This is a genomic window from Borrelia puertoricensis (assembly GCF_023035875.1).
Taxonomy (GTDB): domain Bacteria; phylum Spirochaetota; class Spirochaetia; order Borreliales; family Borreliaceae; genus Borrelia; species Borrelia puertoricensis.
In genome coordinates this window covers 49362-72705 of record NZ_CP075379.1, presented here as the reverse complement: position 1 = coordinate 72705, position 23344 = coordinate 49362, and the positions used below count along the sequence as shown (strand labels likewise).

Genomic DNA, 23344 nt, shown 5'->3' with positions numbered 1-23344 from the left:
ATTGTTTGCTAAATAATTTTACAATAATTTATTCACCTCTGCTTGCTTCTTGAATATATTGTACCATATGAATTATTAACGGTATAAAACTGCCAACAGAAAGTGTAATTCCTGTAGCAAGTAAAAATGTTGTAATCATTTGTTCTGATTTTGTGTTATATAAATCATGAGGTGTTATTTTACGTCTAATAATATTCTTTAAAGCGATATTATAAAGTTCTGATGATTCATTGTATTTTGTTATGGCAAAGGCAGTACCTATTAAATTTAATGTGAAGATTCCGAGATTTATATAGAATTGATCTCTTTTTATAATAAGTTCATTTTTATTGTCTTTTAACATTTCAATATTAATTTCTTTATCTTCTTTGCTGATCATTTTGAACATGTTTTTGTATCCTTTAGCTTGTAATAAAATAGATTCTATGCCCTCAGGTTCTTCAATTTCAATTGGAGTTTCTCCTATGAATATTCCTTTTTTAAATACTTTGGATGTTACATTACTTGTAATTGGTATTTTTCTAGAATTTGTTTTTTGTAAGTTGATATTTAAGTTAATTGTATCTCCGCTTTTTACCTTTTGCTTTACTGTATGGGGTTTGTAAGTTGTGCTTGTTATGTTAATGATAATTTCTTTGTTCGGGAGTTTAGAAATATCCCATATATCATTGTTATATATTCCTTTTGATACAAATTGTTCGTTTATATATATTTTAGCATCTAAATTATTGATGACATTGATCTTAATTTTAATAAATTCTCTTCCTAATATTTCTTCAAAACTAAGCTCTGCTATTTTGTTTGCAATATCATCAACGGATGATGATAGGTGAAAAATTTCTTTTTTAACCTTGACTCCTTGAGGAGTGATATTGCTAATTTCAACTAGATAATATTTTTCTATTTTTTTAAGATGTATATAATTGATGAAAAATAGCTCTTGACTTATTAAAAATTCTGTGTTTAAATTTGATGGATGTATTTTTTCTTTATGTTTTATGTATTTTGTTTTCATTTTTTTTAAATTTATAAGGTACTCTTCAAGTTCTTTTTGTTTAATTTTAATATTTTCAATGTCTTTTTTAAGCTCGTTTATCTTGATTGCTATTTTATTTTCTTCTCTGGAACTTATTGCATTTTGTAGCTTTTTTTTGTCCATATCTTCTTTTAGTTTGCTAATCTCTCGTTCTTTATTCACTATATTTTGATTTATGTAAATGTGTCTGATGAAATCTTTATCATTATTATTTACAATATGTTCATTGATTGTCTTATAAATTTTATCTAGTGTTTGCTCAATGCCTTCTTGAAGATTTTTATTTTCATCTTGTGTGTTGATGATATAAGAAAAACCATACTCAATTTTACTTTGAGGATATGCTAGTTTTAATGTTAAGATTAAAAATAATGTTATAATTAACTTAGATTTTTCCATTTAAGATATTCTTCTATAAAGTTATCAATGTTTCCATCCATAACAGATATGATGTTTGGATTTTCAAATTTTGTTCTGTGATCTTTGACTAAAGTATAGGGTTGAAAGATGTAAGATCTTATTTGATTGCCCCAAGATATATCTTTTTTCTCCTCTTGTTTAGATTTATTTTTTTGTTGTTCTAGTACTTTGTAGTGTTCATAAAGTTTTGATTTTAATACTCTCATTGCTAGATCTTTATTTCTATGTTGGCTTCTATCGGTTTGAGATTGAGTTACTATTCCCGTTTGAAGGTGTGTAATTCTAACAGCAGAAGATGTTTTATTGACATGTTGCCCTCCTGCTCCTGAGGCTCTATATGTATCAACTCTAATATCTTCTGGTTTAATTGTTATTTCAATTTTATCATCAATTACAGGATCAATGAAAACAGATGCAAAAGATGTGTGTCTCTTTTTTGCAGCGTCAAAAGGAGAAATTCTTACAAGACGATGTATTCCTACTTCACTTTTTAAAAATCCGTAAGCATATTCTCCTTTTATTTCAATTGTAACAGATTTAATGCCCCCCTCAGCTTCAAGTAAGTCTATGATTTCTGTTTTGTACCCATGTCTTTCAGAATATCTTAGGTATATTCTATATAACATGCTAACCCAATCACAAGCTTCTGTGCCACCTGCTCCTGAGTGTATTGTCAAGAATGCATTATTGATATCAATATCTTCTTTAAAATAAGATAATGTTAGGAGATGCTTATACTGTTCTTTTAGTTTATTAATGTCTTGATCGATTAGCGCTGTATCTTCTTCGTTTTCTGCAATTTCGCAGAGTTCTCTTAAGTCTTTGAGTTTACATATCAAATCTTCCCAAGGTTCAATTTTGGCTTTTAAAATATTTTGATTTTTAAGGATCTCTTGTGCTTTTTTATTATCATTCCAAAAATTTTCATCATTCATTTGTTTTTCATATTCTTTAAGTTCTATCTTGATCTTATTGCTGTCAAAGTTTCCTCCATACATTTTCAATTTGTTCCAAAAGTTCATTTATTTTTTCTCTCATTATAAACCCTCGATATTATTTATTAACATAATTATATTTGGAATTAAAGATAAAATGAACATTATAAAAAAATATATTGTTTCATTGGCTAATATTTTTGATGTTAATTTTTTTTCAAAACTTTTCTTTGTTAGGGTTATTAATATAAGAGCTATTAAGATACTGAATGAAGATAAAATGATTATTTTAATGCCTTCTAAAAAGTTATGACTTTTATCTAATGCAAAGAATGTTATTGCAATTAAACTACTATTGGATAGCAGAAAGTCGTTTGAATATTTTGATTTGTTGTTGTAAACAATTAAGATATTGTTTAATGTTTTTAGTATTATCGTTAGTATATAGATCAATGTTATATATATAATTGGTATTATAAATAATAAGTTATGTTCTGAGAATAATTTATAAACGTAAAAAAGACTTGAATAAATTAATAAAGAAGTTATTATAACGACCAAATACTTTTTTGATAATGTCTTGTTATTGTTGATTTTTATGTCTTCAATTCCGATAAAGTGTATTAGTAATAGATTATTTACTAATAGATACATTATTAAACTATTTTTCATAATTTATATAATTTCTTCTCCATTTTCGTTTTTATATTTTATTGTTTTTGCTTGATTCATGCTTAAATGATGCAATATTTTTTTAATCTGAAATGTTAAGCTATATTTTTTTATTAATGTTGAACTTATCTGTAGGATAAAAATGGATATTACAGCTGCTAAAGTTTCAAGTGGAATATAGCTTAATGTTATAAAATATGCTAAAGATAATGTAATTCCATAAAGTATTTGTTCAAATTTAAAAGGGGGGGCTATTTGTAATTCTGTGCTCATTGTAAATACTAAAATCATTGGAATTGGTGATATTATTAGAGTTAGCATATCAAAACTTATATAACTGTAAAGACCAAGACTTTTGAGGATATAAGCAATTAGTAGCAGACTTACATAAAAAGATAGTGGTATTAATTTATTTATGATAAATTTTTCAAGAATAAATGAGAAACCAATGTAAATCAAAATGGGGGATAAATATTTTTCGTTTTGTAATCCTAACAAGTTTTCAACGTGAAATCTTGGTATCATTATATTTAGATTAGATAATATATTGTCATTTATAAATTTTTCAATCATATCAATGTGCTTGTTTTCGTATCTTTTAAATTCTTTTAGGCTTTCTAAATTTTGAGTGTTTGAACTTTTCTGCATTATTTTATTCCAGGTAGGAATTATATCTTCTTGCTCTGAGAGTTTTTTAGAATATGTATTCTTAAAACTTGATGGAAAGTTTAGTAATAAAAACATGAACGATATTAATATGGGGTTTACAAGAAATTTGGAAAGCTTTGAGAAATAAAAAAATACTAAAAATGTAAAAAGTAATGTCATTATTTTTAATATGATAGGGAAATTTAAAGGTAAGATTATATTGATAATTAATGAAGTATATATAAAGAATGAGAGATATTTATGTTTGGATTTTAGCATTATTGGAATATATGAGCACAAGCTTATCATTGTTAATATTAAAGTATCAATTAAAAATTTTATGTTGTTTGTAAAAGAGAATATTAAACTAGGTATTAAGGCTAGGATAATGGTTAAATAGATATCTTTTAAGTTATTCTCAGTGTATATTGGTTCATTGTTGAGGCTTAAATTTAAAATCTTTTCCTTTATTTCTTTTTTTACTTTGTTTATTTCATCTTCTGTTTCAGTTTCAGTATATTGCAGATATTGTAATTGTTTATTAGAAATGTTATTTTTGCCCTTAATCTTTGATAAAATAATTCCTTCCATATATAGTGGTGAAAAACTAGGTGTTTTTAAGAATTTTATTTTACTCAATATTGATTCTTTTTTTAATATTGTAATGCTGTATATATCTCTTGTTATAGGTATATTTAGATTGTTTATTTTTATCTTATTTGCAGGATTGTTTATAAATATGTCATATTTTTTTGTATCAATATCTTCATTTATTATTTGTTGGATAGATGTTCCAATTTTTACTTTGATTAGTTTACTTTGTATTTTTTTGTTGCCGTTTATGGTTATAAACTTTTCTTTATACGGGGAGTTTGTTTTGAGTGTCCTATATACATTATAAAGGTCTTCGACATTAGCTAAAAGTATGTTTTTATTTGGATTTATATTATTTTTTATGCTCTCTTCATTGTATAAAAAGTGCATGATTACTTCATGATTTGAATATGGATATGAAGTATTGGGAATTAATTTGATAGTTAATCTTTTGTCTTGAAATATATTTAAGTTTGCAAGTTCTTTTTTTAAGTGATAGTTGCTAAGTACTATTAATATTTCTTTGAATTTAAATATTTTGTCTATTGTTTTAAAACCATAAATAATTTCATCTAATTTTTCTTTTATTAATATTTCTGAGATATTTGTGAATGGATCTTTACCATTTATTAAGAAAAGCATTTTATCTATTTTTTTGCATTTACTTACATATTGAAACAGTGAATGTTCATTAAACCAGGGAATTCCTAGTCGAATTAACTTTTCTAGTGTTTTTTCTCTTGATTCTTCCTCAACTGAGAGTTCTTGTTCGTTTTTTATTCTTCCGTGAAATCTTATTAATGCTGATTTTAATTGGTGTTCACCTGGAAGATTAGCTGTATATATTTTTTCGATTGTTCCAGATATTGGGGAATATGTATATAGTTCTGCATTTTTATTTTTTGATAATATTTGTCCTTCTGTGATTCTTTGATTTTCAATGATGTATATTGTAGATTTTGCATTTTCTGTTTCTAGTGGAATTAAAACACATTCAGGCATTTGAATTTCATCTATATTTACTTTATACTGCTTTTTTATTTTTAGTTTTTTTGAGTTAGACATCAAATATTTCCTCTAATATATTTTTTATAGCTTTTTTCACTCATATTTAAAAGAATTGTAAATCTTATTGCTTTAAATAGGAATAGCAATAAGAAAAACGGTAATGAGAGAGTGAACAAAGTTGTAAAATTATCTTTATTGATTGCAATATTAGCAGGTGTTTCTTTATATATTAAAATTGGATTTCCATTATCTAAGAATAATTTTGAGAGTTCTTTATTAAGGTTTTTGGATATAAATCCTTTGTCTACTTTGTATACAGTTTTTTGGTTGATAGTTATTTTGTTGTTTTCTATTTCAAAGTAGTCTTCTTTTACATGTGTGTTTACTTTGCCATATTGAGATGTGATTTTATATTTAAGTTCGTTTTGGTAAAATATGTGATACATATAACCCACAATATTTGGAATTTCTTCATTATGTCCTACCATTAAGTAAATATTGTTGGGGTTTAAATAGTCAAAATAGTTCAATTTTTTACTGTAAAGATAATTTAAGTTGTTATAATCATTAAGTATATTTTGTGCATAAAAGAATGGCATTAATGATGCTATGAATAACATTATATGTATGAGGATCTTGAATTTTAGTATTTTTGTTTCTCGTTTTTGTTCTTTTATTTCAATTAAGGATAAAAATGTGTGTTTGAGATTGCTTTCAGTTTTTATCCAAGTGAATATTAAAAAAATACAAAGTGTTGATATTGATACAAAAACAATCAGAAGTGCTTCGAGGTTGGTTGTGAGAAAATTAATGATAACAATAAAGTAAAATACTATAAATAAAAATAAAAATATTGGAATTTTAATTTTCTTAATTAATACTGTGAAGCTAATATCTCTTGGGTATATTTTATTGTAATTTTTATTAAAATTATCAATTAATGTAAATAATAGGTAAGAGAGTATAGTTAAAGGATAAAAATATAGTATTTCATCGCTAAATATGAATATAGTACATGAACTTATTAGAAAAAGGATTATAAAGGGTGCATATTTGATGTTTAATAGTAATAAAAGTATCATAATTGTTATGAATGTTATGCTTGAAAAATATTTAATTTTAGTTTTGTAGTTAAGTGAGTGCATTTCTGCTTCAATCTTTTGATCTTGCTTTAATTTTCTAAGATCGCTATTGGTGAATGCTGATTCGACATAAAGTATTTTTTTCTTTTCTATATTGAAGAGGTTAAATAATTTTTTTAAAAATAGATCTTTGCGAAGATCATAGTCATTAAGGTGAATTAATTTGTCTATTGTTATCTCTTTGAAATTGGGGAAGTCTAATATATTTACTTTTGTTGTGTATTCAGATATTGTTTTATATCCTAATGAGTTTATGTAGTCATTTGCGGTTTTTAAATCTTCTTCTCCTTTGAAGTATATTGGTTTATAATCTCCAAATTTTGCCATATTGCAAGAGATTAGTAATAGTATTAACAGTATATGTAAAAATTTTGGTAATTTCATTTTTTCCTTTATAATTTGTTATTTATATTATTCTATATTATTCGGCTGCATATTACCCATGCGGAAATTATACCAATAAGTATTCCTGTAAATACTTCCTTTTTTTTGTGTCCCTTAACCACTTTGATTTTTAAAGGTTCAATTTTGATTTTCATTTTTAATTGTTCTGACAAAGCGTTTAGGTATTCTGCTTGAACCCCTGCCATGTATCTGACTCCGAATGAATCTCTTATTGTTATTAAAGCAAAAGCCAGAGCAATGATAAAGTTAGTGTTTATTCCTTCTGTTATTAATATTGATGTGGCAAGAGCTGTTACTGTTGAAGAGTGGCTACTGGGCATTCCTCCTGTTTCCAAGAAAATGCTTTTTAAAAGGTGTTTTGGGTTTGTTTTGAATTTTTTTGTCTTCATTGCTTGAATAATATATTTAATCATTTGTGCAATAATGCCTGAAACGAAACAAGACAGGAAAAGGTCATTTGTGAATAACTCTTTTATCATGATTTGATTACTCCGTTTTATATTACGAATTGTCCATTTTGTATTATTGTATGTTCTTTGTTTGATTTGTCAATGCCAATGACGTTTATGTCATTACTACCAATCATAAAGTCTGTATGAATTAAAGAAACATTACAGCCATAATCTAATTTTTCATCATCAGTCTTTAGTTCTTGTCCGTTGTTTAAACAAGAGGGATATGCATTGCCCAGTGCAATGTGGCAACTTGCATTTTCATCATATAGTATATTGTAAAACGTTAAACCACTTTGATATATTGTAGAGTTACAGTCTACTAATGCAACTTCTCCTATATATTGTGCTTGAATGTCAGTTTCCATATGTTTTTTTAATATGTTTCTTGAATGTTCATTGTCACATCCAAAGTTGATTACTTTTCCATCTCTGAATTCTAGCCATATTCCGGTTATTAAGTTTCCAAGTACCGTTATTGGACGGGTTACATACATGATTCCATTTGTTCTTTTGTAATTAGGGGTTGTAAAAATCTCTTCAGTAGGCATATTTGCATTAAATTCAATATCCGTTCCTCTTATTTTTTCACTTCCTCCTGTCCAAATAGAACTTTCTAGAAGATATATTTCTAAATTTGTTTTCTGGTTTTTAAAAATTATTTTTTCTAATTTGAGTTCATTTAGAATTTCGCATCTTTGATGAAGTTTTTTTCCATGGTCTTCCCATGCCTTTATTGGATCTTTTGAGTCGAGTAACATGATTTTTTTTTGAATTTTAAAAAATTCTTCTAATGTTTCTTGATTTTCAGGTTTATTTAAAACTTTTGCAGCCCATTTTGGACCTGGAGCACAAATTATGCACCATGCTAATTCGTTATTCATTATTGCACTTGAAACTTTTCTTGATGCTATATTTAGTGCTTTAAAGTATTTTGATATTTTTTTACTGTCATTATCTTTCAATGTGTCTAAATTTTCTGTGTTATCAATTCGTATCTTTGCCCATTTTTCATTTATCATTTCTTCAAAAAATTTATGCTTGAAATCTGGAATAAACTCTAAGAGATCTTCTGGTGATGATTTTAATCTGGTTTTTAAAATGTCAGTGTCTTCAATATTGAGTTCTACGTATTTTGCCCCATATTCATAAGCTTTTTGTGCTAGAATTTTTAAAAATTCGTAATTTTCAATTGAACCTGTAATAAGTACGCATTGATTCTTTTGTAAGTTAATTCCTTTTAAGATAATGAGCTCTGCATATTTTATTAAATCTGTTTTCATATTGTGTCCTATGCTATACAGGTTCTTCTAAAATGTTGTCATTAATATAATGTGCAACAGCCTCATTATCATTAGTGCCTATTATTTCTAAATATGATAACATTTTCTTTAGTCTATAATTTGCATTACCCATTAATAATCCTTTGTTTACATTTTCTAACATGTCAACATCATTAAACCCATCTCCAAATGCAATTGCTTCATTTAAATTAATATGGATGCTTTTAAGGACGTCTTTTAATGCATTTCCCTTTGAAACTCTGTTATTAACAATTTCAAGTGAGTGTGGTGTTGATAAATAAGCATTTATTTCTTTTCTGTATTTTTCTAAAATTATTGCTTCGTATTTTATTAATTGAGGTTCTTCATCATGCAGTAATAATATTTTTGCTATATTGTTAAAGTTTTTAATTTCTTTAAAACTGTTGACTTCATGATATTTTATACTTATATCTTTTAGTTCATGTTCTATATATTTGTGTTTCCTTAACAATGCATGTTTTTTAAATATATTATTAATAGCATTTTTAGTTATGTTATCAGCGTAAAGCCTTTCATCTATATCTTCAGATTTTTGTAAAAAATGGGGTATATCTTTGTATTTGTTCTCTCTGAGATTTAAAATCTCATTTACAATTTCAGAGGACAAGTCATAACTACTTATCAACTGCCATTGATTGTTGTAGACTCTTGCTCCATTTAATGTTATAAAAAATGAAACATGTGAGTTTAAGTGTTCTGTAAGGGAAATTATTTCATTTTTGCTTCTTCCTGTTGCAATAATAAACTTTTTGTTTTCTTTTGTTAGTTTTTTTATTACAATCTCACTAAAAGCTCCTATCTGGCTATTTGAGAGTAGAAGTGTGCCATCAAGATCAGAAATAATAGCCTTAATATCTTTCATACTTTTGTCCTTTGATTTTACCGTTGGATTTAATTATAACAAATAAAGAAATTTTTTAAAATTGAATTATTTGTTATAATTAAATAAAAGTTACTTTTTAAAATCTAAGGAGCTTGCTTTTATGGGAATTAGTACAAAAATATTTTTATTGAGAAATTTGATGATGAAAAGTGAAATCGATGCGTATTTAATAGCAAGTTATGATCCACATATGAGTGAATATTCTCATGTTAGATTTAATATTCGTGAATTTATTACAGGATTTACAGGAAGTGCTGGGACAGTAATCGTTACAGAAACAGAGGCAGTGCTTTTTACAGATGGTAGGTATTTTTTACAAGCATTGAGTGAACTTGAAGAAACTGAGTTTAAATTGATGAGACTTGGAGTTAAAGGGTATCCTGATATTTTTAGTTACATAAATGCAAATCTTAAGGGCTTAAGGCTTGGAATTTATTCTGAAGATGTTAATATAAAATTTTATAATGATTTGGTTCAAAATTGTAGACATACAGATATTGAGATCTTACATGAAGATTTAGTTTCTAAAATTTGGCAGGATAGACCCGTTTTAGAAAGCAATAAGATATTTGAGTTGAGTGAAGCTCAAAAAATCGATAGAAGAACGGATAAGCTTGATAGAGTTAATGCAAAATTAGAAGAAAAGGCAATTGATTTTTTTATCATAAGCTCTTTGGATGAAATAGCTTGGCTTTTAAATTTAAGAGGTTTGGATATTGAATCATCCGCTTTATTTTATGCTTTTTTGTTTATTGCTAGAAGTGAGAGATATAAGAATGTTCTTTTTATTAATATTGATAAACTTGATTCTGAGTTAAGAGAGAGGTTTGAGGCCGAAGGTTTTGAGATTGAAGATTATGGTAATTTTTATTCGTTTTTAGCAGAGATTAATCATGAAGGGAAATTTTTTATATCAGTTGAGAGTAATGTTAAAATATTGGAATCTATTGGTAAACCAAATGCAGTACTTGGAGGGAGTATTGTTAATGAACTTAAGGCGATAAAATCAGATTATGAGATTAGTAAGATGAAAGAGGCTCATATTATTGATGCTGTGAGTTTGATTAAATTTTTGTATAAATTTAAGAGTTTAAGCAAAGATGAGCTTTCTAAGTTAGATGAGGTTGATGTTGCAAATATGTTGTTAGAATTTAGGACAGCAAGAGATGAATTTTTTAGTTCTAGTTTTGATTCAATAGTTGGATTTAAAGAAAATGCGGCTTTGCCTCATTATCGACCTACAAAAGGAGCTAAAAATCTTGATGGTAATGGATTGCTTTTAATAGATTCTGGAGGTTCTTACCTTGAACTTGGTACAACAGATGTTACAAGAACTATTTTAATTGGAGAAGCATCTTGTAAAGAGATGGAAGATTATACTTTAGTCCTTAAGTCTTTTATTGCTCTTGCGTCTTTAAAATTTCCATTTGGGACTTTAGGTTCTTCTCTTGATGGTATTGCTAGATTTCCTTTGCTAAAGCAAGGATTGAATTTTGCTCATGGAACAGGTCATGGGGTAGGCTTTTTTCTTAATGTTCACGAACTTCCTGTTTCTATTAGTCCTTTGTCTACTTATTCTTTTAAAGGTTCTGAAATTGCTTCAATTGAGCCTGGGCTCTATCGAGATTCTGAATATGGAATTAGAACTGAAAATTTAGTTTTTGTGAAGCAAAGTTATTCAAATGAATTTGGAACTTTTTTGGAGTTTGAAAATCTAACTCTTGTGCCTTTTGAAAAAGAATTAATAGTTACCGAAATGCTTTCAAAGGATGAATTAGACTATATTAATAGTTATCATGAATTTATATATTCTAGTTTGAAAGAATATCTTAGTGGTGATGAGCTGAAATTTTTAGAGATATTAACTAATAAGATATGAGATTTGTAAGCTTATTTGTAATATTTATTGTTTTTGGTTTTGTGCATTTATTTTCGCTGTCATCAGATATTATTTTTCATGATTCTTATAAAGATGCTATGAATGAGGCCCGAAATTTACATAAAAATGTTTTAATATTGGTTGGAAAAGATATTAAAGGTAATTTGATAAGAGATTTTTTAAAGTCGTTTGAAGATGATAACCTTCTTAAGGCTATTGCTAAAAATAATGTTTTTTTAATTATTGATGTGAATAATGAAATTTTTGGTAAGATTAATTTAAAAAAAAGTCCTACCTTGTTTTTTGTTAATTCACAGAGTGAGCAAATTAAGGCCGCGTATATTGGTTCTATTAGGGATACTGTTCAGAGCAATCAAGAGTTTTTAAATTATGCTTTGGGAGTTTCTAAATTAGATGATATTCTTTATAAAAAGAATAACTATGAAATTAATACTCTTGATGACAAAGTTTTTTTTTATAAAACATTGGACGGTCATTGGAGATTAAAAATGAATGGTCAAGACAAAAAACTCCTTCCTTCAAAAATAGAGCTTAAGGAATTTTTAGTATTTAAGGATGAAAATGAGGGTAAGCTTTATGCTTTTCCTAAGTCTAGGAAAGGGAGTATTTATTTCTCAGAAGCAGAAAATGAGGAATGGAAGCTTTTTGGACAAATAAAGTTATAGTTTAAATTTTAGTTGAGGGTTTTATGAAAATATTTTTTTATCCTAATGATCTATTGCGAGTAAAGACAAAGGCGGTTTTAAATATTGATAATGAGCTTAGAAATACTGCTTTTAAAATGGTAAATTTGATGGATGCTAATAATGGTGTTGGGCTAGCGGCACCTCAAGTAGGTCTTGATTTGTCTATTTTTGTGATCAGAGAAAATGCAATGTCAAAACCTTTAATTTTTATTAATCCTTTGATAACAGAAACTTCTGTTGAACTTGTTCTTTATAAAGAAGGTTGTTTGAGTATTCCTGGAGTTTATTATGATCTCTTGAGGCCAAAATCTATTGTAGTTGAAGCTTATGATGAAAATGGTGAGTTTTTTAAGATTGAAAGTTCAGATTTGTTAGCCAGAATTGTTCAGCATGAAATGGATCATTTAAAAGGTGTGCTTTTTATTGATTATTATGAGGATAAACTTAAGAATGAATTGTTGGAGCCTTATATGAAAAAAAGGAGGTTTATTAAAACTTGAGGATTTTTTTTGCAAGTTCTGACAGTATTGCTTTAGAGGTTTTAAAGAAAGTCTCAGATCATTATAATGTAGTTGGTGTGTTAACTGCTCCTGATAAGCCTAGTGGTCGTGGTCTTTTTTTAAAAGTTAATGACATTAAAGTTGAGGCCATTAATAGGAATATTACTGTTTTAGATCCCGTTGTACTTAATTCTGATGTAATAGGAATGGTTAAGAAATTAAAACCTGATCTTATGTTAGTTTTTTCTTATGGAAAGATATTTAGGCAAGAATTTTTAGATATTTTCCCAATGGGTTGTGTTAATATTCATCCTTCTCTTTTACCAAAATATAGAGGACCTTCCCCCATTCAAACCGCTATTTTAAATGGTGATGCTATTGGAGGGATTACTATTCAAAAAATGGCTTTGGAGATGGATAGTGGCAACATTTTAGCACAGAGTCAGTTTGAAATAAAGAGCTTTAATACAAGTGATGATGTTTTTAAATATGTTTCTTTAAATAGCTTTAATCTTGTTTTGGAAGCTTTAAGTAAACTGAATAAAGGACATATTGGCATTGTTCAAGATTCAAGCCAGGCAACATATTGTTCTTTTTTAAATAAGCAACATAGAATGCTTGATTTTAATTTGAGTGCCTTTGAGATTAAGAATAAGATCAATGCTTGCAATCCTTGGCCACTTGCAAGAGCTAAGCTTGATAAAGATGAAATTATTTTTCATAGAGCTGACTTTATAAAGACTACTGATTATAGTGATCAGACAATAGGAAAAATTGTTTCATTTGATCCTAGTAAAGGTATTTTGGTGAAGACAGGAGATGGAATTTTATTGTTATTAGAGCTTCAAAGATCTGGGAGGAAGGTTGTAGATTATAAGTCTTTTTATAATGGAAATAGGGATTTGATAGGTGAAATTTTTCTTAAATCTTAAATATGAGGCTATAAGGAGATGATATAGCATTGAGTGATAATAGACCACCACATAATAAAAATTTTTTAGATGATAAAAATTTAAGTAGTAGTAATGATTTGTGTGAATATAATGAAAATTTCGATAGGAAAGTTCTCACATTGCCCAAACATGTAGCTAAGGGTTTAATACTTACTATTTTTGGTTCTTTAATTATTTCGTGTGCAATATTTTTTATTTTTTTAAAAAGTAGTGATATTGTTGTTGTTCCGAATCTTAGTGAACTTTATCTTGAAGATGCAATTACTGAGCTTCAAAATAAAGAACTTATTCCTTATGTTGAACTTAAATTTTCATCAACTTCTCTTGATAAGGGAAAGGTAATAGATCAAAATCCTAAGAAAGGTACTGTTTTAAGACTTGATAGTAAGGTTAAGATCTTTATTAGTAAAGGAGCTGTGATCAATAAAGTTGATAGTTTTATTGGAAAAAATATTGATGATGTGCTTATTAATTTAAAAGCCAATTCAATTAATAATAACAGGATGCTTTATCATTTGTTAAAACCCATTGAAATTGAGAGTACTCTTCCAAAGGGGACAATAATTCGTCAGGAACCATCTCCAGGTACTAAGATTTCAAGCTTAGTTGATCTTCAATTTTTAGTAAGCAAGGGGCAAGGAGGCTCCCCTGTTAAATATGCAAAAAATTATATTGGTCTTTATTATAAAGATGCGATTATTTCTCTTTTAAATGATGAGATTGCTTTTGATGTGAATTTGTCAAGTGGCAATGATTTTGGAAGTGTTATTTTTCAATCTTTATCTCCCGGTAGTAAAATTGAAAATTTAGATAAATTAACAATTACTATTAATGAACCAAGGAGAAATGATACAAGTGTTTTTGGGTTTTTGACTTATAAATTGGATATGTACTCATCTAGTGTGGATATAATGGTTAAGATCAAGGATTCTAGTGGAAGTAGTTCTTTGCTTTATTCTTTTAGATCTAAGGGCGGACTTATTAAATTGCCTTATGAGGCATTAAAAGGTTCGATAATTGAACTTTATATTTATGATAAACTTGTGAATCAAACAGTAGTAAACTGAGTTTATTTGTTTTATTTGTATTCTTTTCACTTTTAAAGTGAATTTAAAAGTGAAATGTTTGGTAATATGCTTATTTGTTTGATACATATTTAAGATGTTAAAAAATATTATTTAATATTCATTTTTGATGTGATAATAGCGGATGCTACAATTGTGGCCGTTTCTGTTCTTAAAATATTTGATGAGATATTATAGGCATTAAAATTATATTCTTTGATTAAGTTTATTTCTTTTGTTATAAATCCTCTCTCTGGTCCAATAATAACAGCTGTATTCTTTGTTTGTATATTTAAGTCAACTAATTTGTTTTTGCTTTCTCTTTCAAGTAGTATTTTTGTGGTATTATCTCCCTCATATTCTGTGTTCTTTAAAACTTCTCTTAGATTATTAAAAATTTTGACTTTTGGTATGTAGGTGATTCCACCTTGCATGGCACCTTCTATTAGATATTTTTCATATTCCCTTTCTTTAAAGAGTTTGGAACATAAATAAGATTTTTCGCTAAGTAAAGCATTAAAAAAAATCAGTTCAGATATTCCGATGCTTCCAAGATGTGTAATTATTCTTTTTGCTGCAATTGGTCGCACTAAACCAATTATTACTTTTAACTTTTTTAGTTTGTTTGACTTTGCTATTTTACGATTTTCTCTAAAAAAAAGTTTTACATCTTTTTGATATACGCATGAGTAAATGTATTTTTCCCCAATAATACCAAACTTAAATGTTTCATTGTTTTTAAGTTTTAATATCTCATTTATGTGTTTTACTCTTGAATCATTGAGTATCAATCCGTTTTTAAGTTCATCTGGGTTTATTAATATTAAGTTCATTTCTATATGTAATCCTTTATTAATTATATTGTATATGTTGTATTTATGTTATAATGAAAAATCGATTGATTTAGGAGAAAATATGGCAATTAGTTTAACTAAGCAGGAATTTATTGATAAGGTTTTTGATTATAAAAATAATAAAGAGTGGGATTTTAAGGGAAAAAAACCTGCAATAATTGATTTTTATGCTGATTGGTGTGGCCCATGTAAAATGCTTGCTCCGATTTATGATGAACTTTCAAAAGAATATGGAGATAGAATTGATTTTTATAAAGTCAATACTGATAAAGAACAGGAAATTTCTATGGCACTTGGTGTTCAAAGTCTTCCTACTATTATTTTTGTTCCTGTTGGAGAAAAGCCAAGGGTTTCTGTTGGTTTTATTCAAAAAGATTCTTTTGAAGATGCAATTAAAGATTTATTTAAAGTTTAGCATGTGTAAAGAATTTTAATAAAAAATTAAAATCTTGTCTGTTTATATAATATTTTTTTAAGTTATAATTATTTTAGGATATAGTGAATTGATAAAAGAAGAGTTAAACTTATGGGCAGAAGGTGTTGAGTTTAAACATTGGGATGCTTATTATAATTTTATTTTATCTGTTCTAGGTTTTCTTTGTATTAAAGAATATGAATTTTCTGTTATCTTGTGTAATAATGAGTACATTCAAAAGTTAAATAGTCAATTTAGACAAAAATCTGAGCCCACTGATGTTCTCTCTTTTAATTATCTTGAAGAGAGTGGACAAATAGATCATAAAATACAAGGTGATCTTATAATATCTCTTGAATATTTAGAGTTTAGTTCTTTGGAGTTTAATGTTGAACTGTACGATGAACTTCAAAGGAATACTATACATGGTATTTTACATTTAATAGGATATACTCACAAAACAAATGACTTCCAAAATGAAGAGATGTTAATTATTCAGGAGAAAGTTTTAAGAGAAACCAGAAGGGTATTTTGATGTTCAAGTTTTTGAGTTTTAAAAATAAAAAAATAAGAGATGCTGATTATAAAAATGTTGAGGAAAAGTCGAAATTTGAAACATCTTTGCTTAAGAATTTTAATTCTCTAAAGGAAACAATTGTTAAAGAAATTATGATTCCAAGAATAAGTGTGGTTTTTGTTGATTATTTTGGGAGTAAAGATGAAATTTTGAAAGTTGTGACATCTAGCAATCATTCAAGATTTCCCGTTTATAGAGAAACAATAGATGATATTATTGGGATAATTCATACGAAAGATATACTTTTGCATATGTGGAAGAGAGATTTTTATGAAATAGATCTAAGAGATATTATGCGAAAGGTTATGTTTGTTCCTGAGAGTAAGAAGATTGATTCACTTTTAAAAGAGTTCCAGGAAAATCATATTCATATTGCTATTGTAGTTGATGAATATGGGGGAGTTGCAGGTCTTGTCACTCTTGAAGATATTCTTGAGGAGATTGTAGGAGATATTCAAGATGAGTTTGATAATGAGCTTGATGAAATAGTACCTCTTGATGATGGGAGTTATCTTTGTACTGCTAGAGTTTTGATTGAAGATTTAAATGAAAAACTTGGATTAAGTCTTCCAGATGGGGACTTTGATACTCTTGGGGGATTTGTTTATGATCTATTCGGAAGGATTCCTTTGAAAAATGAAAAAATAAAATATAATAATTTAACATTTACCATTAAAAATATGCATCAAAGAAACATTAAAGTAATAAAAATTTCCCAGAAGGAAGGTTTATGAATTTGAAGAGATTTTTGATAATGCTTTTAATTTTTAATTTAAATTTTGGGAGTTTAATAGGTAATACTACAACCGCAATCAAATATTATCAAAATGCGCAAACATATTATCTTATGCAAAAGTATTATGATGCTATTGACGAACTTCTTGAGGCTGTAAAGATTAATCCTAATTATTATGAGGCATATAAGTTTATTGCAGAAATTTATTATCTATTGAAGATATATAATCAGGCTCAGTTTTTTATAGAGAAAGCCTATAAAATGTCAAATGGTGATACTGAATATAAGATTCTTTATGCGAATATATTGCTTAAAAATAATGGAACAGCACAGGCTAAGAAATTTTATTCGGAAGTTTTAGCAAAGCAAAAAAATAATATTGATGCTTTAGTGGGACTTGCTTCAATTTTTGAGGAAGAAGGATTACTTGTTGCAGCTGCTAATTATTATCTATCTATTCTTGAATATAATCAGACAAATTATAATGCCTTTGAGCGTCTTATGAGCATTTATGAAAAATTGAACATGAATGATAAGGCACAGCATTTAATAAACAAAGTAAGGGGTAATTTTACTTCTTTGCCAGATTTTCATAAAAGGGTGGCAGAATTTTCTATTAAGACTAATAGTTTAGGAGTTGCTGAGAAATATGCTCAAAATTACTTAATGTTAGTAAGAACTACTTATAGAGATTTTGGACTTGTTGATGCTTACCGTTTACTTGCCCTTGTTTATTTATATCAGTCTAAATATGAAGATGCAACCGATTTTCTTCAAAAGGCAATACTTGTTGATCAAAATTCTGATGAACTTTATTATTTGCTTGGTTATTCTTATTTGAAACTTGAAATAGTTGATAAAGCTGTTTTAAACTTTGAGAGAGCTAAAAGTATGAAAAAGGACTTAGAATTTTACGATATAGCTCTTGAAGAAAGTTTTTTTGTATCTAATTTTAGGAGTTCATTTCAAAAAAATAATGGTACTAATATAGGAATTTCTAAAAGATATGAAAATGAGGGATTTAAGGCTTTTAAAAATTTAAATTTAGATAGAGCAGTATTTAATGTAAGGAATGCTATTGATATTTATCCTGATAATGATAGTGCTAGGTTTTTGCTTGCTAAAATTTATAAATTTATGAAATTAGATGTGATGGCTTATGAGGAACTCTATTATTTAATAGAGCATAGAAAGGTTACAGATACTAAAATTTTAGATTTTTATGATGTAGTTACATTTGATATTAGAAGTTCTTTGTTTTTTAAGTATGGTTATAAGACTATTGGTGATTTAAATAGGCTTTATAATAATCAAACAGTTTATAGGGTAGGTATTTTTACTCAAAATGAGAACAAAATTTTTGGTGCAAATGATTTAATTTTAAAATATGCTGAGAGAATACTTGATCGTAATTTAAATATAGAAGTAGTTAATTATAGATTCGATTATAATAAAGATAAAGATTATTTGGTAAGTAGTTTTTCTGAAGAATTTTCTTATGCAAGGGATAATAATCTTGATTTGTTTTTGATGTTCGATCTTGATGTAGATATTTTTAAAAATTCGGCTAATTTAAGAGTAGATATTTTTTCAGGTAAGACGGGTGTTAAAGTTAAGACTTTTGATTATAATTCGGGAGGAGTTCTTTATTTAAGTGATATTTTAAGTTCTTTTTCTAGAGATTTTAATAATTATTTACCTAAAAAGGGAGAGATCCTTCAGATTAAGAGAGATGATGTTCTCATTAATCTTGGACATGTGAATGATGTGAAAAAAGGAGATGTTTTTTTAGTTCTTAAAGAAGGGGCTTTAAAGTATAATAGTGATAGTTCTAGTTTTATTAACTATAGTAAGTCAGATATTTTAGGTGAAATTTCTATTGAAGAGATTGGTGATTACATTTCCAGAGGAATTTTAAAAGCACCTACTCTTTTAAGAGATTATATTCAGGAAGGATATACAGTTTTTATAAAAAAATAGTTTGACACTTGTGGTTAATTAATTTATTATTTAATAATTCTAGTAGATAATACAAAATGATGGAGGAGTTGTATGAAGCTAGCTATTAATGGCTTTGGGCGTATAGGTAGAAATATTTTTAAAATTGCTTTTGAGAGAGGAATTGAAGTTGTTGCAATAAATGACTTAACAGATTCTAAGACACTTGCTCATCTTTTGAAATATGATTCAACTTTTGGAATATATAATAAAAAAGTAGAGGTAAGGGATGGATCAATTGTAGTAGATGGAAAAGAAATAAAGATTATTGCTGAACGCGATCCAAAAAATCTTCCTTGGGGTAGGCTTGGAGTTGATGTTGTAATTGAATCAACAGGTGTGTTTTCAACAGCAACAACTGATAGAGGTGGGTATCTTGATCATGTTGAGCATGCCGGTGCTAAAAAAGTAATTTTAACAGTACCTGCTAAGGATGAGATTAAGACAATTGTACTTGGTGTAAATGATCATGAGATTACTTCTGATTTGAGAGCTGTTTCTAATGCTTCATGTACAACAAACTGTCTTGCACCTCTTGCAAAAGTTTTGCATGAGACTTTTGGGATTGAACAAGGTCTTATGACTACTGTTCATGCTTATACAAATGATCAAAAAATCCTTGATTTGCCACATGCTGATCTTAGACGAGCACGAGCTGCGGCTCTTTCAATTATTCCTACTTCAACAGGTGCTGCTAAGGCTGTTGGACTTGTTTTACCTGAACTTAAGGGTAAACTTAATGGTACTTCTATGAGAGTTCCTGTTCCAACAGGTTCTATTGTTGACTTTACAGTGCAACTTAAGAAAAAAGATGTTACAAAAGAAGAGATCAATTCTGTGCTTAAGAAAGCATCAGAGTCTAGAGAACTTGGTGGTATTTTAGGATATACAGAAGATCCAATAGTATCTTCAGATATTAAGGGAAATTCTCATTCTTCAATAATAGATGGTCTTGAAACAATGGTGTTATTAAATGGTTTTGTAAAGGTACTCTCATGGTATGATAATGAATTTGGGTATTCTACAAGAGTAGTTGATCTTGCACAAAAGTTAATGAAATAAGAAAAAAATGGTCTTGAGGTAGTTATAAATGTCAATAAAAACAATAAAGGATTGTGATTTTTCAGGCAAGCGTGCTTTAGTAAGATGTGATTTTAATGTTCCCTTAAAAGAAGGGAACATTACTGATGATACTAGAATTAAGGCTGCATTACCTACAATAGAGTATCTTAAGTCTCAGGGAGCCAGAGTTGTTCTTATGAGTCATTTGGGTAGGCCAAAGGGAGAGAAAAATCTTAAATATTCTCTTATGCCTGTTGCTAAAAGGTTGTCAGAACTATTAGGACAAGATGTTAAGATGATACCTGATTGCATTGGTGATGAAGTAGCAACTACTGTTTCTTGTATGAAAAATGGAGATATTGTTTTACTTGAGAATTTAAGATTTTATAAGGAAGAAGAAGACAATTGTGATGCTTTTGTAAAGAAATTATCTCAAAATGGTGATATTTTTGTAAATGATGCTTTTGGCACTGCTCATAGAGCACATGCTTCTACATCAGGCCTTGCAGCTTATTTACCAGCTGTTGGTGGATTTTTAATGGAAAAAGAAGATGAATTTTTGGGCAAAATTTTAAGAAATCCTGAGAGTCCATTTGTTGCAATAATTGGTGGTTCAAAAATTTCTTCAAAAATTGCAGTACTAGAGTCTCTTTTGCCAAAATCGAATGTAATGGTAATTGGTGGTGGAATGGCATATACCTTTTTAAAGGTAGAAGGGTATTCTATTGGAAAGTCTCTTTTGGAGAGTGAATATATTGATGTGGCTTCATCTTTTTTGAAAAAGGCAAAAGAATTAGATGTGAAAGTTATTTTACCACTTGATCATATTGTTGCAAGTGAATTTATGGAAGATTCTATTCCTGAGTATGTTGATTCTGTTGATATCCCTAATGATAAGATTGGTATGGATATTGGTGAGAAAACTTTGAGAAAAATTGGAGAAGTTCTTGTTAGTGCGAAGACTGTGATTTGGAATGGGCCTCTTGGGGTCTTTGAATTTAATGCTTTTTCTAAAGGTACAGCAAAGGTTGCAGAATATGTTGCAAATTGTTCTGGAATTACGGTTGTTGGTGGAGGAGATTCAGTGGCTGCTGTGAATAAATTTAATTTATCTGAAAAGATAACCCATGTTTCAACAGGGGGTGGTGCTTCTCTTGAATATCTTGAGGGAAAAATTTTACCAGGTATAAAAGTGTTGGAGAAGTAAAATGAGAAAGATATTTTTAGCGGGAAACTGGAAAATGCATTATACAAGTATGGAAGCCGCAGGTGTTGCTAAACAAATTGTAGACGGAGTTAAAAATATTAAGGATGATGTTGTGGTTATGATAACACCCGCATTTACATCTCTTTGTAAGGTTTGTGAAGTTACGAGGGGAAGTAATGTTCTTCTTGGTGCACAAAATATGTCTTATGAGGATAGTGGAGCAAGAACAAGTGAAATTTCACCTTCTATGCTTTTGGAATTTGGGGTCGATTACGTAATACTTGGGCACTCTGAATGTAGAACTTATCTTGGGGATACTGATGAAGTAGTAAATAAAAAAGTTCTTGCAGGACTTAAACATCCATTTAAGTATTTAATTTTTTGTATTGGGGAAACTCTTGAGGAGAGAGAGAATAATAAAACTTTAGATGTGGTTTTAAATCAGATTAGAAAAGGATTAATTTCTGTGTCTGAATCTGATCTTAAACGAATAATTTTAGCTTATGAGCCTGTATGGGCAATTGGAACTGGAAAGACAGCAACAAAAGAAGAGGCACAAGAAGTTCACAGAGCAATTAGGCATGAGATTGAATCATTGTATTCAGCTTCAGCGGCAAATAACATTATTATTCAGTATGGTGGTTCTGTTAATATTGATAATGTAGAAGGCCTTATGGGTGAGAGTGACATTGATGGAGCATTGATTGGAGGTGCATCTTTAAAGGCCGATTCATTTTTGAATATAGTTAATAAGGTGGCTAAATAGAGGGGGGTATTTTGGAGTTATTTAGATTTTTAATCTTTGTCTTTTTTATTATTACTTCATTTATGATTGTTTTGTTAGTCTTATTTCAAGATGAACAAGGTGATAGTATTGGAGGCGTGTTTGGAGGTGGTAGTTCTTCTATTTTTGGAGCAAAATCTTCAAATATTGCGATAAGGATTACAGCATTTTTTATTATGCTTTTCTTTATTTTTGTGATAGCATTGTCTTTTATTAATACCAAAAGAGTTGATAACAGTTTGTTAAAGGATGTTAAGGCAAATGAAAAAAGTTCAACGTTTTGGAATGATGATACAAATCAAAATGATGATCTTGTTAATGAAGATACTTTAAAGAAAGAAAAATAATGTTTAGGATGACTTGTCTGATAGGCTATTGAAATTAAATATTAGGCAAGTTAGTCTATTGAAAGTCTATTGCAATTTTATTGTGTTCTTTTAGATATTTTAAAGTTTGACTAAAATGATTTGAGCCTAAAAAACCGTTATGTGCAGAGTAAGGGGATGGGTGACTTGTTTCAAGAATTAAATGTTTTGATGCGTCTATTAATTCTTTTTTTCCTCTTGCAAAATTACCCCATAACATAAACACAATATTATTTAGATTGTTTGAAATAATTTTTATTACTTCGTTTGTAAAAATTTCCCAGCCAATGTCCTTGTGAGATGATGGACATCCTTCTTCTACTGTTAATATTGAATTTAGTAAAAATACGCCTTGTGTTGCCCATCGTGTTAGATCTCCATTTGGAATAGTTTTAATTTTTAAACTTCTCTCTATTTCTTTAAAAATATTTTGTAGTGATGGGGGTATTTTGATATCTGAATTAACAGAAAAGGCTAAACCATTAGCTTGTCCTTTTCCATGATACGGATCTTGTCCAAGTATGACTATTTTTATATCTTTGAATGGCAAAGAATCAAATGCATTAAATATTAATTTTGGTGGTGGAAATATTTTGTCCTTTTTAGTTTTATATTCGTTTTTTATGAAATTCACAAGCCTTTTGAAATAGCTTTTACAAAATTCACCTTTTAACATTTCTTTCCAAGATTCTTCTATCTTTACTTCCACTCTTATAATTATAT

Annotated in this window: 23 protein-coding genes; 13 read left to right on the top strand and 10 right to left on the bottom strand. The window is 28.2% G+C overall.

Annotated elements, in window-relative coordinates:
- Positions 1 to 28: 28 nt before the first annotated feature.
- The 8 genes from bpuSUM_RS00380 to bpuSUM_RS00345 form a co-directional block, all read right to left on the bottom strand.
- Positions 29 to 1435, bottom strand: coding sequence for a coiled-coil domain-containing protein (locus bpuSUM_RS00380; protein ID WP_247065214.1), 1407 nt, complete (start codon positions 1433 to 1435; stop codon positions 29 to 31).
- A protein-coding gene (prfB, locus tag bpuSUM_RS00375; protein WP_247065212.1) for a peptide chain release factor 2 occupies positions 1417 to 2494 on the bottom strand; the annotation gives its coding sequence in 2 pieces (ribosomal slippage) (positions 1417 to 2440 and positions 2439 to 2494; 1080 coding nt in all). Before prfB ends, bpuSUM_RS00380 begins: the two co-directional genes overlap by 19 nt.
- Positions 2494 to 3063 (bottom strand): hypothetical protein, encoded by a 570-nt coding sequence (locus bpuSUM_RS00370; RefSeq protein ID WP_247065211.1) that lies wholly within the window; start codon positions 3061 to 3063, stop codon positions 2494 to 2496. The genes prfB and bpuSUM_RS00370 overlap by 1 nt, the downstream gene beginning before the upstream one ends.
- 3 nt (positions 3064 to 3066) lie before the next feature.
- Positions 3067 to 5370, bottom strand: coding sequence for an RnfABCDGE type electron transport complex subunit D (locus tag bpuSUM_RS00365; RefSeq protein WP_247065209.1), 2304 nt, complete (start codon positions 5368 to 5370; stop codon positions 3067 to 3069).
- Positions 5370 to 6839, bottom strand: a complete 1470-nt coding sequence (locus bpuSUM_RS00360) for a hypothetical protein (protein ID WP_247065207.1) — start codon at positions 6837 to 6839, stop codon at positions 5370 to 5372. The genes bpuSUM_RS00365 and bpuSUM_RS00360 overlap by 1 nt, the downstream gene beginning before the upstream one ends.
- A 32-nt stretch (positions 6840 to 6871) precedes the next feature.
- Entirely contained in the window at positions 6872 to 7339 is a 468-nt protein-coding gene (locus tag bpuSUM_RS00355; RefSeq protein WP_247065204.1) for a divergent PAP2 family protein, read from the bottom strand.
- 17 nt (positions 7340 to 7356) lie between these two features.
- Positions 7357 to 8595 (bottom strand): aminopeptidase, encoded by a 1239-nt coding sequence (locus bpuSUM_RS00350; protein WP_247065202.1) that lies wholly within the window; start codon positions 8593 to 8595, stop codon positions 7357 to 7359.
- Positions 8596 to 8608: 13 nt separating this feature from the next.
- Positions 8609 to 9499, bottom strand: coding sequence for an HAD family hydrolase (locus bpuSUM_RS00345; RefSeq protein WP_247065201.1), 891 nt, complete (start codon positions 9497 to 9499; stop codon positions 8609 to 8611).
- Positions 9500 to 9620: 121 nt separating this feature from the next.
- Here bpuSUM_RS00345 and bpuSUM_RS00340 point away from each other — a divergent pair, with 121 nt between their 5' ends.
- The 5 genes from bpuSUM_RS00340 to bpuSUM_RS00320 are packed head-to-tail and all read left to right on the top strand — an operon-like array spanning position 9621 to position 14626.
- A complete protein-coding gene (locus tag bpuSUM_RS00340) occupies positions 9621 to 11399 on the top strand; it encodes an aminopeptidase P family protein (RefSeq protein WP_247065199.1) in 1779 nt (592 codons plus the stop codon).
- Positions 11396 to 12085, top strand: coding sequence for a hypothetical protein (locus bpuSUM_RS00335; protein ID WP_247065197.1), 690 nt, complete (start codon positions 11396 to 11398; stop codon positions 12083 to 12085). The genes bpuSUM_RS00340 and bpuSUM_RS00335 overlap by 4 nt, the downstream gene beginning before the upstream one ends.
- Positions 12086 to 12108: 23 nt before the next feature.
- Positions 12109 to 12606, top strand: coding sequence for a peptide deformylase (def, locus tag bpuSUM_RS00330; RefSeq protein WP_247065195.1), 498 nt, complete (start codon positions 12109 to 12111; stop codon positions 12604 to 12606).
- A complete protein-coding gene (fmt, locus tag bpuSUM_RS00325) occupies positions 12603 to 13538 on the top strand; it encodes a methionyl-tRNA formyltransferase (RefSeq protein ID WP_247065193.1) in 936 nt (311 codons plus the stop codon). The genes def and fmt overlap by 4 nt, the downstream gene beginning before the upstream one ends.
- 29 nt (positions 13539 to 13567) lie before the next feature.
- The gene (locus bpuSUM_RS00320) at positions 13568 to 14626 is read left to right on the top strand and encodes a PASTA domain-containing protein (protein ID WP_247065191.1); all 1059 of its coding nucleotides are present in this window, start codon (positions 13568 to 13570) and stop codon (positions 14624 to 14626) included.
- A gap of 107 nt (positions 14627 to 14733) precedes the next feature.
- Here the strand turns inward: bpuSUM_RS00320 and bpuSUM_RS00315 are convergent, their stop codons facing one another.
- On the bottom strand, positions 14734 to 15456 hold the full coding sequence (locus tag bpuSUM_RS00315) for a 16S rRNA (uracil(1498)-N(3))-methyltransferase (RefSeq protein ID WP_247065189.1): 723 nt from the start codon (positions 15454 to 15456) through the stop codon (positions 14734 to 14736).
- A gap of 82 nt (positions 15457 to 15538) precedes the next feature.
- Between bpuSUM_RS00315 and trxA the strand changes: the two genes are divergently transcribed.
- From trxA to secG, 8 genes are all read left to right on the top strand, one after another.
- Complete coding sequence (trxA, locus tag bpuSUM_RS00310) at positions 15539 to 15892, top strand: thioredoxin (RefSeq protein WP_011772022.1); 354 nt, start codon at positions 15539 to 15541, stop codon at positions 15890 to 15892.
- Between the two features lie 88 nt (positions 15893 to 15980).
- Entirely contained in the window at positions 15981 to 16427 is a 447-nt protein-coding gene (ybeY, locus tag bpuSUM_RS00305; RefSeq protein ID WP_247065187.1) for an rRNA maturation RNase YbeY, read from the top strand.
- Positions 16427 to 17203 (top strand): hemolysin family protein, encoded by a 777-nt coding sequence (locus bpuSUM_RS00300; protein ID WP_247065185.1) that lies wholly within the window; start codon positions 16427 to 16429, stop codon positions 17201 to 17203. Before ybeY ends, bpuSUM_RS00300 begins: the two co-directional genes overlap by 1 nt.
- A complete protein-coding gene (locus bpuSUM_RS00295; protein WP_247065183.1) occupies positions 17200 to 19185 on the top strand; it encodes a tetratricopeptide repeat protein in 1986 nt (661 codons plus the stop codon). Before bpuSUM_RS00300 ends, bpuSUM_RS00295 begins: the two co-directional genes overlap by 4 nt.
- A 72-nt stretch (positions 19186 to 19257) precedes the next feature.
- Positions 19258 to 20265: a type I glyceraldehyde-3-phosphate dehydrogenase gene (gene gap, locus bpuSUM_RS00290; protein ID WP_247065181.1), complete on the top strand. Its 1008-nt coding sequence runs from the start codon at positions 19258 to 19260 to the stop codon at positions 20263 to 20265.
- Positions 20266 to 20293: 28 nt separating this feature from the next.
- Positions 20294 to 21472, top strand: a complete 1179-nt coding sequence (locus tag bpuSUM_RS00285; protein ID WP_247065179.1) for a phosphoglycerate kinase — start codon at positions 20294 to 20296, stop codon at positions 21470 to 21472.
- 1 nt (position 21473) lies between these two features.
- A complete protein-coding gene (tpiA, locus tag bpuSUM_RS00280; RefSeq protein ID WP_247065177.1) occupies positions 21474 to 22238 on the top strand; it encodes a triose-phosphate isomerase in 765 nt (254 codons plus the stop codon).
- Between the two features lie 11 nt (positions 22239 to 22249).
- Positions 22250 to 22603, top strand: coding sequence for a preprotein translocase subunit SecG (gene secG, locus bpuSUM_RS00275; protein WP_247065176.1), 354 nt, complete (start codon positions 22250 to 22252; stop codon positions 22601 to 22603).
- 55 nt (positions 22604 to 22658) lie between these two features.
- Here secG and ung read toward each other — a convergent pair whose 3' ends face one another.
- Positions 22659 to 23330, bottom strand: a complete 672-nt coding sequence (gene ung / locus bpuSUM_RS00270; protein WP_247065174.1) for a uracil-DNA glycosylase — start codon at positions 23328 to 23330, stop codon at positions 22659 to 22661.
- Between the last annotated feature and the right edge of the window lie 14 nt (positions 23331 to 23344).

Coding starts and splice junctions, on each gene's coding strand:
- bpuSUM_RS00380 (WP_247065214.1), bottom strand. CDS start 1,435: ATGGAAAAATCTAAGTTAATTATAACATTATTTTTAATCTTAACATTA.
- bpuSUM_RS00370 (WP_247065211.1), bottom strand. CDS start 3,063: ATGAAAAATAGTTTAATAATGTATCTATTAGTAAATAATCTATTACTA.
- bpuSUM_RS00365 (WP_247065209.1), bottom strand. CDS start 5,370: ATGTCTAACTCAAAAAAACTAAAAATAAAAAAGCAGTATAAAGTAAAT.
- bpuSUM_RS00360 (WP_247065207.1), bottom strand. CDS start 6,839: ATGAAATTACCAAAATTTTTACATATACTGTTAATACTATTACTAATC.
- bpuSUM_RS00355 (WP_247065204.1), bottom strand. CDS start 7,339: ATGATAAAAGAGTTATTCACAAATGACCTTTTCCTGTCTTGTTTCGTT.
- bpuSUM_RS00350 (WP_247065202.1), bottom strand. CDS start 8,595: ATGAAAACAGATTTAATAAAATATGCAGAGCTCATTATCTTAAAAGGA.
- bpuSUM_RS00345 (WP_247065201.1), bottom strand. CDS start 9,499: ATGAAAGATATTAAGGCTATTATTTCTGATCTTGATGGCACACTTCTA.
- bpuSUM_RS00340 (WP_247065199.1), top strand. CDS start 9,621: ATGGGAATTAGTACAAAAATATTTTTATTGAGAAATTTGATGATGAAA.
- bpuSUM_RS00335 (WP_247065197.1), top strand. CDS start 11,396: ATGAGATTTGTAAGCTTATTTGTAATATTTATTGTTTTTGGTTTTGTG.
- def (WP_247065195.1), top strand. CDS start 12,109: ATGAAAATATTTTTTTATCCTAATGATCTATTGCGAGTAAAGACAAAG.
- bpuSUM_RS00315 (WP_247065189.1), bottom strand. CDS start 15,456: ATGAACTTAATATTAATAAACCCAGATGAACTTAAAAACGGATTGATA.
- trxA (WP_011772022.1), top strand. CDS start 15,539: ATGGCAATTAGTTTAACTAAGCAGGAATTTATTGATAAGGTTTTTGAT.
- bpuSUM_RS00300 (WP_247065185.1), top strand. CDS start 16,427: ATGTTCAAGTTTTTGAGTTTTAAAAATAAAAAAATAAGAGATGCTGAT.
- bpuSUM_RS00295 (WP_247065183.1), top strand. CDS start 17,200: ATGAATTTGAAGAGATTTTTGATAATGCTTTTAATTTTTAATTTAAAT.
- gap (WP_247065181.1), top strand. CDS start 19,258: ATGAAGCTAGCTATTAATGGCTTTGGGCGTATAGGTAGAAATATTTTT.
- bpuSUM_RS00285 (WP_247065179.1), top strand. CDS start 20,294: ATGTCAATAAAAACAATAAAGGATTGTGATTTTTCAGGCAAGCGTGCT.
- tpiA (WP_247065177.1), top strand. CDS start 21,474: ATGAGAAAGATATTTTTAGCGGGAAACTGGAAAATGCATTATACAAGT.